Annotated in this window: 16 protein-coding genes; 5 read left to right on the top strand and 11 right to left on the bottom strand. The window is 30.6% G+C overall.

Features of this window, described 5'->3' with window-relative positions; genetic code table 11:
• Positions 1-324: 324 nt before the first annotated feature.
• Together ACFWM3_RS17550 and ACFWM3_RS17545 are read right to left on the bottom strand one after the other, a co-directional pair.
• Positions 325-1,725 carry an MFS transporter gene (locus tag ACFWM3_RS17550; RefSeq protein ID WP_390312254.1) on the bottom strand — a complete coding sequence of 467 codons (1,401 nt, stop codon included), beginning with the start codon at positions 1,723-1,725 and terminating at the stop codon, positions 325-327.
• A 25-nt stretch (positions 1,726-1,750) separates the two neighbouring features.
• Positions 1,751-3,346 carry a beta-N-acetylhexosaminidase gene (locus tag ACFWM3_RS17545; RefSeq protein WP_390312253.1) on the bottom strand — a complete coding sequence of 532 codons (1,596 nt, stop codon included), beginning with the start codon at positions 3,344-3,346 and terminating at the stop codon, positions 1,751-1,753.
• A gap of 204 nt (positions 3,347-3,550) precedes the next feature.
• Here ACFWM3_RS17545 and ACFWM3_RS17540 point away from each other — a divergent pair, with 204 nt between their 5' ends.
• Positions 3,551-4,744, top strand: a complete 1,194-nt coding sequence (locus ACFWM3_RS17540; protein WP_390312252.1) for a helix-turn-helix domain-containing protein — start codon at positions 3,551-3,553, stop codon at positions 4,742-4,744.
• A gap of 202 nt (positions 4,745-4,946) precedes the next feature.
• Positions 4,947-6,494: a bifunctional GNAT family N-acetyltransferase/carbon-nitrogen hydrolase family protein gene (locus ACFWM3_RS17535; RefSeq protein WP_056465927.1), complete on the top strand. Its 1,548-nt coding sequence runs from the start codon at positions 4,947-4,949 to the stop codon at positions 6,492-6,494.
• A gap of 100 nt (positions 6,495-6,594) precedes the next feature.
• Here the strand turns inward: ACFWM3_RS17535 and ACFWM3_RS17530 are convergent, their stop codons facing one another.
• Positions 6,595-6,906: a hypothetical protein gene (locus ACFWM3_RS17530; protein ID WP_390312251.1), complete on the bottom strand. Its 312-nt coding sequence runs from the start codon at positions 6,904-6,906 to the stop codon at positions 6,595-6,597.
• Positions 6,907-7,232: 326 nt separating this feature from the next.
• On the opposite strand from ACFWM3_RS17530, the gene ACFWM3_RS17525 reads away from it, so the two are divergent.
• Positions 7,233-8,012 (top strand): nitroreductase family protein, encoded by a 780-nt coding sequence (locus ACFWM3_RS17525; RefSeq protein WP_056465933.1) that lies wholly within the window; start codon positions 7,233-7,235, stop codon positions 8,010-8,012.
• A gap of 94 nt (positions 8,013-8,106) precedes the next feature.
• On the opposite strand, the gene ACFWM3_RS17520 is transcribed toward ACFWM3_RS17525, so the two are convergent.
• On the bottom strand, positions 8,107-8,670 hold the full coding sequence (locus ACFWM3_RS17520) for a tetratricopeptide repeat protein (RefSeq protein ID WP_056465936.1): 564 nt from the start codon (positions 8,668-8,670) through the stop codon (positions 8,107-8,109).
• Between the two features lie 159 nt (positions 8,671-8,829).
• On the bottom strand, positions 8,830-9,489 hold the full coding sequence (locus ACFWM3_RS17515; RefSeq protein ID WP_286131547.1) for a class I SAM-dependent methyltransferase: 660 nt from the start codon (positions 9,487-9,489) through the stop codon (positions 8,830-8,832).
• 229 nt (positions 9,490-9,718) lie between these two features.
• Between ACFWM3_RS17515 and ACFWM3_RS17510 the strand changes: the two genes are divergently transcribed.
• On the top strand, positions 9,719-10,300 hold the full coding sequence (locus ACFWM3_RS17510) for a TetR/AcrR family transcriptional regulator C-terminal domain-containing protein (protein ID WP_056465940.1): 582 nt from the start codon (positions 9,719-9,721) through the stop codon (positions 10,298-10,300).
• A 151-nt stretch (positions 10,301-10,451) separates the two neighbouring features.
• Here the strand turns inward: ACFWM3_RS17510 and ACFWM3_RS17505 are convergent, their stop codons facing one another.
• The 4 genes from ACFWM3_RS17505 to ACFWM3_RS17490 all read right to left on the bottom strand — a co-directional run bounded on the left by ACFWM3_RS17505 (position 10,452) and on the right by ACFWM3_RS17490 (position 11,748).
• Positions 10,452-10,649: a DUF6440 family protein gene (locus tag ACFWM3_RS17505; protein WP_056465943.1), complete on the bottom strand. Its 198-nt coding sequence runs from the start codon at positions 10,647-10,649 to the stop codon at positions 10,452-10,454.
• Between the two features lie 12 nt (positions 10,650-10,661).
• The gene (locus ACFWM3_RS17500; RefSeq protein WP_056467032.1) at positions 10,662-10,961 is read right to left on the bottom strand and encodes a hypothetical protein; all 300 of its coding nucleotides are present in this window, start codon (positions 10,959-10,961) and stop codon (positions 10,662-10,664) included.
• 126 nt (positions 10,962-11,087) lie between these two features.
• Positions 11,088-11,255 (bottom strand): hypothetical protein, encoded by a 168-nt coding sequence (locus ACFWM3_RS17495; RefSeq protein WP_156339587.1) that lies wholly within the window; start codon positions 11,253-11,255, stop codon positions 11,088-11,090.
• A gap of 160 nt (positions 11,256-11,415) precedes the next feature.
• Positions 11,416-11,748, bottom strand: a complete 333-nt coding sequence (locus ACFWM3_RS17490) for a hypothetical protein (protein ID WP_286131549.1) — start codon at positions 11,746-11,748, stop codon at positions 11,416-11,418.
• A gap of 362 nt (positions 11,749-12,110) precedes the next feature.
• On the opposite strand from ACFWM3_RS17490, the gene pssA reads away from it, so the two are divergent.
• Positions 12,111-12,602, top strand: coding sequence for a CDP-diacylglycerol--serine O-phosphatidyltransferase (gene pssA, locus ACFWM3_RS17485; RefSeq protein ID WP_390312250.1), 492 nt, complete (start codon positions 12,111-12,113; stop codon positions 12,600-12,602).
• Positions 12,603-12,683: 81 nt separating this feature from the next.
• On the opposite strand, the gene ACFWM3_RS17480 is transcribed toward pssA, so the two are convergent.
• Both ACFWM3_RS17480 and ACFWM3_RS17475 read right to left on the bottom strand, forming a co-directional pair.
• Positions 12,684-13,037, bottom strand: a complete 354-nt coding sequence (locus ACFWM3_RS17480; RefSeq protein WP_390312248.1) for a hypothetical protein — start codon at positions 13,035-13,037, stop codon at positions 12,684-12,686.
• 650 nt (positions 13,038-13,687) lie between these two features.
• On the bottom strand, positions 13,688-14,272 hold the full coding sequence (locus ACFWM3_RS17475; protein WP_390312247.1) for a hypothetical protein: 585 nt from the start codon (positions 14,270-14,272) through the stop codon (positions 13,688-13,690).
• Positions 14,273-14,491: the final 219 nt, after the last annotated feature.

Genomic DNA, 14,491 nt, shown 5'->3' with positions numbered 1-14,491 from the left:
AGTAACTACATTTCAGATTCTCGCTGTTTTACTTCCTCATGAACCTTTTATGAGTAACTACATTTCAGATTCTCGCTGTTTTACTTCCTCATGAACCTTTTATGAGTAACTACATTTCAGATTCTCGCTGTTTTACTTCCTCATGAACCTCTTATGAGTAACTATATTTCACGTTTTTGTTTATTTACTTACTCATACCTTTCCAGTTACTCCAATAAGAAGAAAAAAAGTAATTCGATCGCTCCATACAAAAGCAATAAAAATAAAAAGGACATTTTGATTAAAAAATGTCCTTTCTACCTCTATCTTTTACCGATCAATCTCTCAGATTTTACTTTGATTAGCAAGGGCCATTTCTTTAACTTGTTCTTCTGATAAGTCATAGAACTTAAGGAAGATAAATAATGCAATTATACATCCTACTGCTCCACCTAGATTAAATGTCGCCCATAAGGATTTTAGAGTAGTAGCAGTTTGAGTTATGGCATGTCCATTTGTTGCGGCTTTATAGCCTGCAATACCTATGATCCACATACCAAGTCCTCCGGAAATTGCTCCAATAATTTTAGAACTGAATGTTTGTGTAGAAAATATAACTGCTTCAAAACGTGTACCATTTTTATAGCAATCATATTCAACTGAATCAGCAAAGAACATTGGATAAATAACAAGCTGTGGTGCGATTAACATTGCTTTAAGAACTGAAACTCCTAAAAATAATCCGAAATTTTCATATGCAACAAAGTATGTGACAATTGATAGTAATGCATTTGCCCCTAAAGCAAAAGACATAAGTTTAATTTTTCCATATTTGTTTACTAACTTTGGAACAAAAGGTGCAACAAGAACTACTGGTAGAATACCAATTCCAAGAATCAGTGAAACTTTAGTTGCATCTTTATAGATATCAGTCGCTACAAATGGTGCTAAAGTGTTTGTAAAGTTAACTCCATTTGCAATGATATTTACAATTACGATTGTTTTTAAATATTTATTATTTAAAAGTGAATGTAAGATTTCTTTAATTGCTGGTTCTTTTTTATTTGATTTTACTCGTTCTTTTACAAATCTCGTCATTGACATAACTAGAAATGCAATGATTGAAAAGATTAACACAGAAATCATGTAATTATTATTAGTAGCCTTTAAAACGCTTGGGAATGCAGCTACTGCTACAAGTATACCGACAATCCCTGTAATTTGATTGTTTGCTAGTAGAACTGTTCGTTCTTCAGGATTAGGAGTGATAACCGTCGAAAATGCGAAAGCAGGAGCATCTGCTGCAGCATAAAGTGTACCCCATATTAAATAAGTGAATGCTGCATAGCCAATACGTACACCTTCAGAAGCTGCAAGTAAATGATCACTAAATCCGAAACAAAGAAAAGTCATAATAGGCACAGTAATTGAAGCTATATTTACCCAAGGTTTAAATTTACCACTCTTTAAATTTAATCGTTCGATAATTGTAGCGAGCGTTGGATCAACAAATGCATCCCAAATTCTTGCTAGTAAAAGTATACTTCCTACAGTTGTTGCACTAATTCCTAAAACACTTGTATAATAAACTGCTAAAAATGAAGATACAATGAAGAAAATTATATTTTGACCAAAGAAATATGAGCTGTACATGAAACGCTCTGATTTTTTTGTAACAAAAGTATTTTTTGGTTTCGCATTTTTTTCTATAACGATTCGTTCATTTAAAACTGAATTTTTCCCCATAATTCCGCTCCCCATATCCTAATGATTACAATGTTTGCTTTAATAGTTCCGTTGCTGTTTCTTCGTCAAAAATATTATTTAAAAACTTAGACATCATTACTTGTTTTTCTTTTTCATCTAACCCCATGTCAATATCGCTATTTTGAAGAAATTGAAACATCATCATTAAGAATTGCTTAGCCTCTTCCTGAGCAGCCGTTCCGTTAATTGTTGCTGCTTCAAATGGGGCATGATTTAAAGTAATTAAGTTTAACTCTTCCATATATGCTTTTAAACGAATTAAGAAATCCTCATAATTTCGTTCAATTGTCCAACTTGATTCTGCAAGTGCATTGATTCTAGGTGAAATCATATATTCTAATATTTCGGGAGTAGTAACTCTTTCAGTCCAAATTGCTCCTTCAATCCCTAACACGTTTGAAGCATTTAAGGCAGGATTTGGATGATAATCATAAGTCTTTTGTAAAGTTACAATTGAATATGGATAATCGAAATAATAATTAAATAAGTCAGAGAAAATGACTTCTTGTCCATTTTCAAAGTATGGTTTGCAATAGCTTTCCTCAGTAAATTCAACCCAGTATTGTGTCGCCAATTTGTTTTCAACATCTTTAGCTCTTAATGTTTCATTCCAACAAATGACTTGTTTACCATGTTGAGTTAAATGATCGGTTATTCGTTTACTAAATGCATATTGTAGATCATCAAAATTATCGATGTTATTTTTTTTCATAAGTGCTAAACAATGAGGACAGGTTTTCCAATTTGTTTTTGGAACTTCATCTCCACCTATGTGGAATTTAGATGAAGGGAAAAGCTGAACGATTTCATCTAATAGAGCAAATATCCAAGTATATGTTGATTCTTTTCCCGGACAAAGAACTGTCTTATACACACCAGCACTACTTGCTAATTTTACATTTTCTTCAATACAGCTAAGACTTGGGTTGGCAATTAACATGGCAGTAACATGTCCTGGCATATCTATTTCTGGTATAACTTCAACACCTCTTGCTTCGGCAAATTTGATTACATCTTTTATCTCATCTTGCGTATAATATTCTTGATTTTCAGTTAATTTAGGATATACTTTTGATTCAATTCTCCAGCCTTGGTCATCGGATAAATGCCAATGAAGCACATTTAATTTATTTAACGACATTTCTTCGATTATCTTTTTCAATACATCTACGTCGAAGAAATTTCTACTAACATCTACAAGTAATCCTCGATGCTTATATTTCGGATAATCTGAAAAAATAACGCCGTCTAGTTTTCGATTAGAAGTTTTGACTGCCTCGACAATCAATACATATAGAGTCGTAAGAGCATTTTTTATACCAGCTTCATCATTTGAGAATAATTTAATTTGCTCTTGAGAAATATCAATCTTATAACCATTTTTTTCAACTGTAGGATCTTTTATTAACTCAATATCGGCCTCTGTATTTAAATTTGTTTGCGAAACAAAAATGTCACATTTAGATTTTAATCTGTCCGAAAATACCTCAATTCCAGCATCAATGAATTCACTATTTCTAATAGAAAGAGCTTCTTTTATAGCGAAACAATTTTTTTCTTTCTTTTCGATTTTACCGTTGATTTTTGGTATTAAATTCATATAGATCCCTACTCTCATCATTTTTTAAAACTTTTGGGAAGTTCACCATATTTTAATAATCCATTTTTAAAATATTTAGATTATTAAACTTAATGAAAACCCTTACATATTGTTGTGACTAAAATATATAATAATTGAAAAGAGTATTTTGATAATTTTTTGTTCATTTTGATAAAAAACGCTTAAAATTGTGAGGATCTATCTTTGAAAAATTATAAACACATCAATATACAAGAAATAAAAATCAAGATTAACAGTTTCCAGATTGTTTCTGGATTAGACATTATAGGAATTGATCTTGATTTCAATATCGTTTTTTCTTTTTCTTCACCTATTATTAAAAATGACCATCAGAATTTTCTCATAGAAACGCTTGAAACAATTAAAGTGAAATTAGATTCTATATTAGAATCTAAACATAATTATTTTAAACTCTATTGGCAAGAAACTCTCTTATATCATGTTTTTTTAATCAAAAACAAAGATGAAAATTTGCTTATTATGTTTGGTTCAAATATGGGATTAAATCGTTTAGACGCAACATCCGAATCAGATCTTTATAATAAATCAGATCATTTTTTGAAATTATTTCAATGGATGATTGAGCCGTATTCAAATAATGCCTTCACTGAACCAGAACACTATCAACTTGAAGGTAAAGAAAATCAATCTCCTTTCGTTCCTGAAGTATCTTTAATTGAACTTTATTATGAGAATGAATCTTTACATGCTACTTACGAGGAATTTGAAGAATTTAAAGCGATTTTAATAGAAGGAAAATTTGGGGAATTAGAAAAAAAATTTGATTTTACTAAGATGTTTCAATCATTCGATCAAATTGAGTTGGCAAAAGGAGATTCTTTAAGATCAATGAAAAATCACTTTATAGCTGCCTGTGGAATAATCTCTCAATACGCAATTGATTCTGGTACAGATAATGAATATGCAAGAACATTAGCAGATAAATATATAAATTTAGTAGAAAGTTTAACTTCGAAGCTTGATATTTTTAAACTAATGAAAGAAATGATTGTAAAGTTTTCTGAATGCATCATCCATTTTTCAAATCCGAGTTACTCTAATTTTATAAAAAAAATTATTCATTATATAAATACAAACTTTTATGAAAGTATTACATTACAAGATGTAGCTCAAAAATTTAATATAAGCCCTTCTCATCTTTCCAAAAAATTAAAAAAAGAAACAGGTATGTCTTTTAATGATAATTTAAATAAAATAAGAATAAACGAAAGTAAAAAATTACTACTTCAAAGTGATAAGTCTATTTTAGAAATAGCGGTCGCAGTTGGGTTTAACTATCAAAACCATTTTGGTAAAGTTTTTAAGCAAATTGTAGGTGTTACTCCGAATGCATTTCGAAATAATCGTACTAAGTAAAACAATTCTATGTAATTAATAAAGGAGCCAATAAATATGGCTTTTTTTATTTTCATAAAATCTGTTGTAAATAGAAATCTCTTTTTTAGATCATATTGAAAAGGTAAATTGTGGGTATCCTAACTGTAAGAATCGGAAATGCCATAGACCTTTTATGCTGGACCCTTAGTAAGTGAGACATTTATATTTAGGACGTGAGATTATGTCAGAGACAGATATGTCAAAATACGAAAAGAAAATTGAAGTTCGAAATATACGGATGGAAGATATTAGTGAAATTATGAAGTTATCAAACCGTTGTTTTCCTGGCATGGAAGGATGGAAACGCGAACAGTTAGAAAGTCATATTCGCATTTTTCCTGAAGGTCAGTTTTGCGTTGAGTATGAGGATAAAATTATTGGTTCTTGTTCAAGTTTAATGGTTGACTTTGACGAATATGATGATCAACACACTTGGAACGTCATAACTGATAATGGTTATATTACAAATCATGATCCGAATGGGTTTAATTTATATGGAATTGAAGTAATGGTTGATCCTGAATACCGTCGTATGAAAATTGGCCATCGTCTTTACGAAGCGCGAAAGGAATTGGCTCGACAGCTAAATCTTCAGAGCATTATCATTGGTGGTCGAATCCCAAATTATCATAAACATAGAGATGAAATGTCACCACGTGAGTATGTATCAGCAGTAGAGAAACATAGTATTTATGATCCTGTTTTGTCATTCCAGTTGATGGAAGGTTTTACAATTAAACGAATTAATACACGTTACCTTCCGGATGATAAAGCGTCAGATTCCTTTGCCACTTTGATGGAATGGAGTAATATTGACTATCTGCCAAAATCTAAACGTGTTTATCGAGCTTCATTCCCAGTTCGAATATGCGCAATACAATACATGATGAAAAAAATCGATTCATTCTCTGATTTTACAAAGCAAATCGAGTATTATGTTGACGTCGCCGCTGACTTCGGTTCGGACTTTGCTGTTTTCCCAGAGTTGTTTACAACACAATTGATGTCCTTTCTAGAAGAAAAACGCCCCGATCAGGCTGTTCGTCGGCTTGCAACTTATACTGAGCAATACATCGAACTTTTTACAGAACTTGCTGTACGTTACAATGTCAATATTATCGGGGGATCTCATTTCGTTGAGGAAGATGGCAATATATACAATGTTGCGTATTTATTTAGACGCGATGGTACGATTGAAAAGCAATTAAAAATTCACGCAACTCCTAATGAGCGAAAATGGTGGGGAATTTCAGAAGGTAACGAAATCCATGTGTTTGATACAGATTGTGGAAAAATCGCTATTCAAATATGCTATGATATCGAGTTTCCAGAACTTGCTCGTATTGCCGTTGATCAAGGAGCAAATATTATTTTCGTTCCATTTTGTACGGATGATCGTCAAGGGTATCTTCGTGTTCGTTATTGTGCTCAAGCAAGAGCGATTGAGAACCAAGTATATACTTGTATCGCAGGAACAGTTGGAAACTTAACACATGTAGAGAACATGGACATTCAATATGCACAATCTGGTATTTTCTCCCCTTCTGATTTTGGGTTTGCAAGAGATGGTATTGTTGGTGAATGTGATGCAAATGTTGATACTGTCGTAGTCGGAGATGTAGACCTTGAAAAATTAAGACGTTCTCGAAATACGGGATCAGTTCGTCAATTACGCGATCGACGTCGTGATTTATATCGAATTGAATTTAAGAATTTAAAGTTAGAATAATAAACTTAGTTGATAAGTAGACACTAAAAACTTAAATAAAAAAGAAAATTAAGCTCAGTCTAAAATAGGATGCTGAGCTTAATTTATTTTTTATTTATATTCAATTTATTTGTGTTAGAAATAGGCTACCAATTGTAAAGATTGATGAAATGTAAAACGAAAATGGAACTTTAAATATTTCCGTTTTATTATCTATTCCTGCTATGATACCTGTTTTCCCCTGAACTGTAGATTTATCTAATCTCCCAATCAATCCATCCCCACTAGTATTAAAAAAAACGATAATAGCTGTAATGAACAACGAACTAACAAAAAGCCAATCCGTCCAAGAAGAACCCATTGCATAGGAAAATCCAAAAGGTGTCAGAATCAAGATTATAAACGTAATACTTCCCGAGAGTAAATTTTTCACTATTTCACCTCTTTGACTCCCTGTTTTTAGTCTCGCCTTTTACTATATTCTACCAATTTTGTTAGATTCATTTATTTTTAACAACTACTACTCTGTAATTTTTTGACATTTTTAGACAATATACTATTCTAAAATAATATTAAACTGAGTAATTTTCCCTAAAATTTATTGAAAAGTACAAATTTGTGTACGGTAACGTTTTTTTATGATATGTTTACTTTATAATTTGATTATTCAGAAATAATTACAAATTTAAATAATATGTCGACTTTTGTATATTTCTTATTATTTCTAATGAAATCTTTTTAATATGAGGAGTGAAAGTTTTGGAATTTAACGATGTTTTACACGGGCACAGATCAATTCGAGAATACGAGGATAAGGAAGTAAGTCAAGAACTGCTAGATCAAATATTAGATGCAGGTATTCGTGCTTCATCAAGTGGCAATATGCAATCTTATTCGATTATTGTCACAAAAGACAAAGAGATTAGAAAAAAATTATATTCTGCTCATATGGAGCAATCAATGGTTATTGATGCCCCTATTCTTTTAACTTTTTGTGTGGATTTTAATCGAATGAGAAAATGGCTTACGCTTAATGATGCACCTGTACATTTTGATAATTTTATGAGCTTTATGATTGGTGCCATTGATGCTACATTGGCATCACAAAACTGTGCATTAGCAGCTGAGAATGCTGGCCTTGGTCTATGTTATATGGGCTCTACACTTGCAAATTGTAATCAAATTGGAGAGATTCTTAACTTACCACCAAATGTCGTTCCAATTGTAGGTTATTCATTAGGCTATCCTAAAGAAAACCCTGCATTACGTGACCGACTTCCAAGAAATGGTCTAGTTCATTATGAACAATATAATGATTATTCAGATGAAGATATTCTTGAAATCTATAAAGAAAGAAATGAAAAAGGTTGGCAACGTTATATGGACGTTCCAAAGCTTAAAGAAATGACTGAAAAACTAGGATTAAAGAATTTAGCTCAAATTTATACAATCGCAAAGTATACACAAGAATCTCACCATGAATATTCTCAAACAGTTCTAGAATATTTAGAGAAACAAAATTTTATGAATAATAAATGATTATTAACAATAAAAAAGTCGATTTCCTTTGAGGAATCGACTTTTTATATTGTTCACTATTAAAACGGAATCATTATAATAACCATTAGTAAGATTAAGTTAATAATTGATCCTTTATTGGTTGTAATCTTTTGAATTTTTTATTGTAAGATTGTCTCTCTAACAATTCCTCAACTAATTTTATGGCATCTTCTTTTCGGTTTGCTTTTACATAACATTCAATTATTACTTTATATTGTTCATCATAAGGAATTTTCTCTTGTTTAACTAGCTCAAAAGCTTGATCGAAGCTGTTGGTAGCATTTTTATAATCATTTAAATAAGAATAAGTTCCACCATTACCCACAAGTAATTCTGCACGTTGTAAATCAGTTAGTGATTGTAAATTCAGACCTTCTGTTCTTACTTGAAGAGCTTTTTCATATTCTTTTCTTTCATCATAATTAAAAGCCTCGTTATGGAAGTGCTCAAATTTTGTTAATTTTTTTCTAGACTTTTTTATTTTTAGTATAATCACAATTATAAATAAATCGATGAATATTGAAATAGAATCAAAAACTAGATTTTGTGGTGTATACGTTCCCCAAGCCTTATATACTAAATGAATGAGATCCCATATTAGCTTGAAATACAAAATATATAGAAGAAATTTTCTCAAACAGGTCCCAACTTTCTATAATTATCTATATTTATTATAACAATCTAGAATTTAAATGGGGAATTTTAACAAAAATTCTTCAACTTACATGCCAAAATATTCTTTAAGATTAATAGTCTTGAAACTCGAATACTTATATAATTCAATTAATAAACATTATCATTTATAAAGATAAACATATAAACTGATACCTTCTTGCTTAATGTTATAATTCTTAAATTCAGTTTCATTTATTAACATCTCAAAATTTTCTTTTGTATACGCACCTTTTTTCAAGAAAGTTTTAAATGCAAATTTTACAAAATACTTATCAAAACCCTTCATTTCAGTTTTTCTTATTTCACCTTCAATATCTTCAGCAGTTGCATTATAATTCATATCGATAATAAGCGACGTTCCACCCGGTTTTAATACCCTATACATTTCTGATAGTGCTTTGACTGGATCCATAAAGTTCTTAAATGCTGCACTGCAAACAATAAAATCAAATGTGTTATCATCACAAGGTAGATTTGATGCATTACCTTCTTTAAAATCTACTAAAACATTTGCTTCCTTCGCATTATTTTTTTCGATGCTAACAAAATCTGGACTTAACTCTACTCCTGTAACATCAAAGCCCATTTTCGCTAGTTCAATAGACAAATATCCTGGTCCAGGTGCTACTTCTAAAATTCTTGCTCCCTCTTTAACTAAAGATTTAATTTCGTTTGCGTATTCTTTCATTTGTGTTAAACGACTTTTTCGTGAGTTTTTGTCATACCATTTTGCTGTATATCCGTAAATTCCAATATCTTTTTTCTTACGCTTATTTTTCATCATCATATCCACCCGATCTCTTTTTTTATGTTATCACTCATTGTTCAAGTCTTATATTTAAATTTATTTGATTTAACTAGTAGGTAATTTGTTTGAACTTTAAACTAATTTATATTTTTAGTACAATAAGAGAACAAAACGTCTAACAACGTTAGTTATCTAACATCGTTAGATTAACATCTAACACTGTTAGAGTCAATGGCAATTATTAAATTTTTGGAGAGATTTTATGGCTATAACGAAAGAAGCAATTGTAAAAGCATCCCTTGATATTTTAAATCGTGACGGAATCAGTAATTTATCGATGCGCACATTGGCAAAGGAACTTGAGATCAAAGCCGCATCCTTATATTGGCATATTAAAGATAAACAAGCTTTGTATGATTTAATTGCTGAGCACTTAAATAATGAAATTGTCCTACCTGAAGAATTGGATGATGCCAAGGAAGCTTTAACAGCTCTAGCATTTGAAGTTCGAAGAGTTCTATTAAAGACACGAGATGCAGTAGATGTTTTTGCGCAGTCTATGCCAACTACACCAAGCAGATTAAAAGCAGTCAAATTCACTTTAGAAAATTTGACTAAATACGGGGTATCTGATCAAAACTGTCTTGTTGCGGGTAACCTATTTAACAATTATGTATTATCTTTTGTAGCAGACGAACATCGTGCAAAACAGTTCACATACACTCATGAAGAAATAACTGCATTTACTTCATTTTTTGGTGAACAGTATCATTATAGTTTTGACTTTGAAGAACAATTTCTATATGGATTAAAGGTAATATTCGCTGGATTACATACTGAATAAATTCAAAAAATCACATCATACTTTCGATGTGACTTTTTGAAATAGTATTTAGAATTGACATCAAATTTTAATACGATAACTTTCTTTGAAAACGTTGATAAACTAATATGCACTCCTTTGAAATGAAAAAGAGCTGATTCATAATCAGCTCTTACTCCTCTTCGCTCTTTTCCTTTATAACCGGTTGCCCGTTCTTATCCAATAATGGAGTGAGCCCTCCAGCATAGCCATGCCAACTAAATAAATATTGTATTCCTGTCTCTTTATCTTCTATTATTTTTACGCCAGAGGTCATTTTCGCTTCTTTATAAGTTACATTAAATCTAGTATCCAAATCTTTTTCGGACATATGTATTCCTCCTTAATCAAAGCGTACTGTATCAAAACCGTCCATTATATCTTCTAATTCAGTTAAAAAATTTAATTGTACTGGACCAGGAATTTGTTCCAACCACTTTTTAACTTCAGGTAACTCTTCTGCATCTTCAATATTTGTTGGTTTTGGATCAAGCGTTTCCCACCATTTCTTCAATTCATCAATAAATTCATAGAAATAGCGTTCAAATCTTTCTGCCCATTCTGCTCCTTCATCATCAGTCGTTTTTTGCATCATGCTCCAAGCTTCCATTGCTGTTTCAAAGTATTCATCAATCTTTTTCATGCTATTTTCCTTTCTTGGTAAAAAAACTACTTTCTCTATTATATTAACTTTTTCAAGCTTTAACTTCATTTGGAAATAGAATTAATTGGGTGTATTTTTTTTCCATACAACAACCACACTTGTGATTTAAAATCTTGGTCGATCATTGTTATGTGTCTGTCTAGTAATTTCTTCATGCAATTTTTGACTTTCCGTTTTATCTGGTGCTTTAGTTCCGAATTTTTTTTGCATAAAGAAACCAAATGCAATTGCGACAACTATAAATCCCCAAAATAAATAACCAAAAAGTGTCAATTCAACCCCTCCAATAATTTAAAGATATTTTCTTCTACTTTCTTGGTAATTTACTCATGAACCATTTTTAAATAGATCTTTTATCTTCTTGATTTTTAAATAAAAAAATCGACGAGAAGTCGATCTTTTTATATAGCTAATCAAATAATTTTGTTTCTGATTATTTTACAAACCTATTAAATAATTCAATTAATCCAGGAAGTAACATCAATACTATTGAGCAATAAACTAAAAGTCCAGTGACTTTATTCGTTAATTTCTCCTTACCTTTCCCATTGTACCATCCACTGAATTGGAATTTGTTTCGATATAAGACAAATATTAAAATAAGGATTCCAAACGAACTCCACCATCCCGAATTAGATAGATTCACACCTATTTTTGTGTATACTACTGATAAAACTGTTGATAATAAAGCACCTAATACCCCAAAGATTACTATAATTCTAATCAATTCTAATATTAATCCCATTGAAGCTGATATTGTCTTCATTTAAAGCCTCCATAAATGATTTAATTGCTTTTTAGAATAGTTCCCATCTAATAAATATTCGATATTTGGTAATTTTCACCTTTTTTATTCTATTTAAGAGACCAATATCTTAACGTTTTCGGTAAAAATTAAATGTAACATACGAAGTATACCCGAATAATAACTCCATTTTAGCATTAGCTTTAAATTTTCAAAACTTGCAATATGAATTTTCAGTGGAAATTTACTAAAGGACGTTTTAATACCATCCTTTTTATTTGTACGCACTTTTCAAATCACAAGGTTAATGCTTCTTTTAAGGAATAAAGTGTAAATAGATAGAAAATACTATTGAAAGGTTTTTAATGTTCTGGGGTGATTCTTTGTTTAGTCAGGTCGTAAAATCTATACCTAATTTACTTACAATCGGAAATTTATTATGCGGTGTTCTCTCGATTAAGTTTAATATGAGTGGTTTAATAATGATTTCTTCAATTTTTATTTTCATTGCTGCTTTTTTTGATCTTCTTGACGGAAGAGTTGCAAGGAAATTAAAAGTGAATAGTGAATTCGGGGTAGAATTAGATTCTTTAGCGGATATAGTAAGTTTCGGAGTTGCCCCTGCTCTTTTGTTTCATTCCATTTCGGCACCATCCATCTTAACATCACTTGCATTTATCCTTTTTCCTACAATGGGGGCATTAAGATTAGCAAAATTTAGTGCTAAACCAACGATAGGTTATTTTAAGGGCTTGCCGATCCCTGCCGCTGGATTACCACTAGCTGGTATGGGAATGTTTTTTTATAGTAATGCATGGATTACTTTAATCCTTGCATTCTTAATGGTTAGTCCAATCAGGTTTAAAAAGCTTTAATAACTTCAATATAAAATGCTATTACCTTTTGTAAAGGAAATAGCATTTTTAATTTTTAATGAAATATTTTTGTCGCATAAATTATTTATTATTAAATGAAATGATTGAATTTTTTAAAGTGTAGAGTTTTGCTGTGAAAATATAAAGTTCATTATAATTATTTTCCACATATTCATCAATAACGCTTATTCCTTTTATAAAGTTCTCGATCAATAAATATGTATATTTTCCATCCCATGCGAACCGATTAATTCTGAATAGTTCATCTGCCAATACTTGGAATCTAAATTCTTCAATTAATAGTTTTATTTGATATATTTTGTCTTTATTATTTGTAGATGTATATTTACTATTTTCATAACTATTATGTACTAAATTGACAAAATCATTTATATCTTCAGCCAACATATTCGCTTTTTGCATTTCAAATTTCATTTCTCCATCCCCTAAAGTGTTAAAAATATACATCACTAGAGTGTATGTTTTTATTTTAAATCATATCACAAACAATCCAATTAATCCTGTATCCTACACCTTAATGGAAAAAGCATTTCAAATAAAATAAGGTCCACTATTGTAACTCTTTAGTCCACCCGCCAAACGCTCGTTTCGTTACTTCACCTGCCTTCGCAGTGCTTATTACCCTTTATAGAAACTTCGCGCCTCTAAAAAATCAAGTTTTTGAGTGGAAGAGTTACTTACTTTTAAGTCCACTCTTTACCATATATTCTTCGTATGCTTTATCTATTTTCTTTTTACAAATCTCACTTCACATTGTTTTAAGATCATTAACTTTTTCTTCACTAGCATGTTCTGGCTCCATCTCACCGCCAAAACCTATATGCGAATCAACATGCGCAACTAGACCCAATTCATCTGTTTAGGCAATCTCATTTGGAACATATGTTAAGCCTTATGTTGACAATATTTTCGATACAATGAAAACCTGGTTTTTTAACTTGTTTACTAAATCCTGGAATTATTGAACTTTCTTCATTTTTACTACTATGTAAACAATAGATTTCTACTAATAATTGGTTATAAGAAATAATAATCTACTCCTTTCATCGTTCCTAATCTATTAATTAATCAATCTGTTTTCCATGTTCATCATAATACCGATTTTCTATACTAAATGCATTTGTTGCTTTGTACAAAGTAATGATTTTAGCGCTCGGTCTACCAACTTTTATCTCAACTTTTTCAGTGCTTCCAGTAGCATTCACAAGGCAAACACTCAATTTAGAGACAGTATTATAATGATTTGAAATGACTAGTATTTTCAATGGTAAAGGCTTGTCATCTTTATATTTGATAGGCAAAGCAAAGTCTTGTAAGTTTGAATTTACTGTATTTTCATTATTACTGTCACCTTCATAGTTCGATTCATATTCAGCATTTAGAAATCTATAGTTTCCTATTTTGTCTTTTTTAAAGTGAATGTATGACGGAGTATCGTTTTGCAAATAGGCAACATATCGATCATTTCCAAAATCAAAAGTTTTAATAATATCAATAGTCTTTTCCCCATTGGATACTGATTGGATTGTTGATATGATATTTTTTTTATTGTTTCCATTCATTTGTATAGTAGGCTTAATGATATTGCAACTGATGAAGGCAAAACTCAACAAAAGCAATAGTTTGTATTTTATTTTCTGATTGAACACAGTCGACCTCCATTGACTTTTTTTGATTCTATTGTTCTTAATTATCCATTACACATAATTTTCCGTCAATTGGGTTATTTTTTACTTCTAACTATATTTATTCCACTCTTCTGTGCATATAAAAAATTTTTGTTACAAATACCTCATCTCGAAATATGGTAATTCGTTCAATTTAATGGAAGTTTTACTATCAGCAGCTTTCATTTGAATATATAATAT

Source organism: Gottfriedia sp. NPDC058432, assembly GCF_042721555.1.
Lineage (GTDB): Bacteria > Bacillota > Bacilli > Bacillales > Bacillaceae_G > Gottfriedia.
This window is presented reverse-complemented; position numbering and strand designations above follow the sequence as displayed.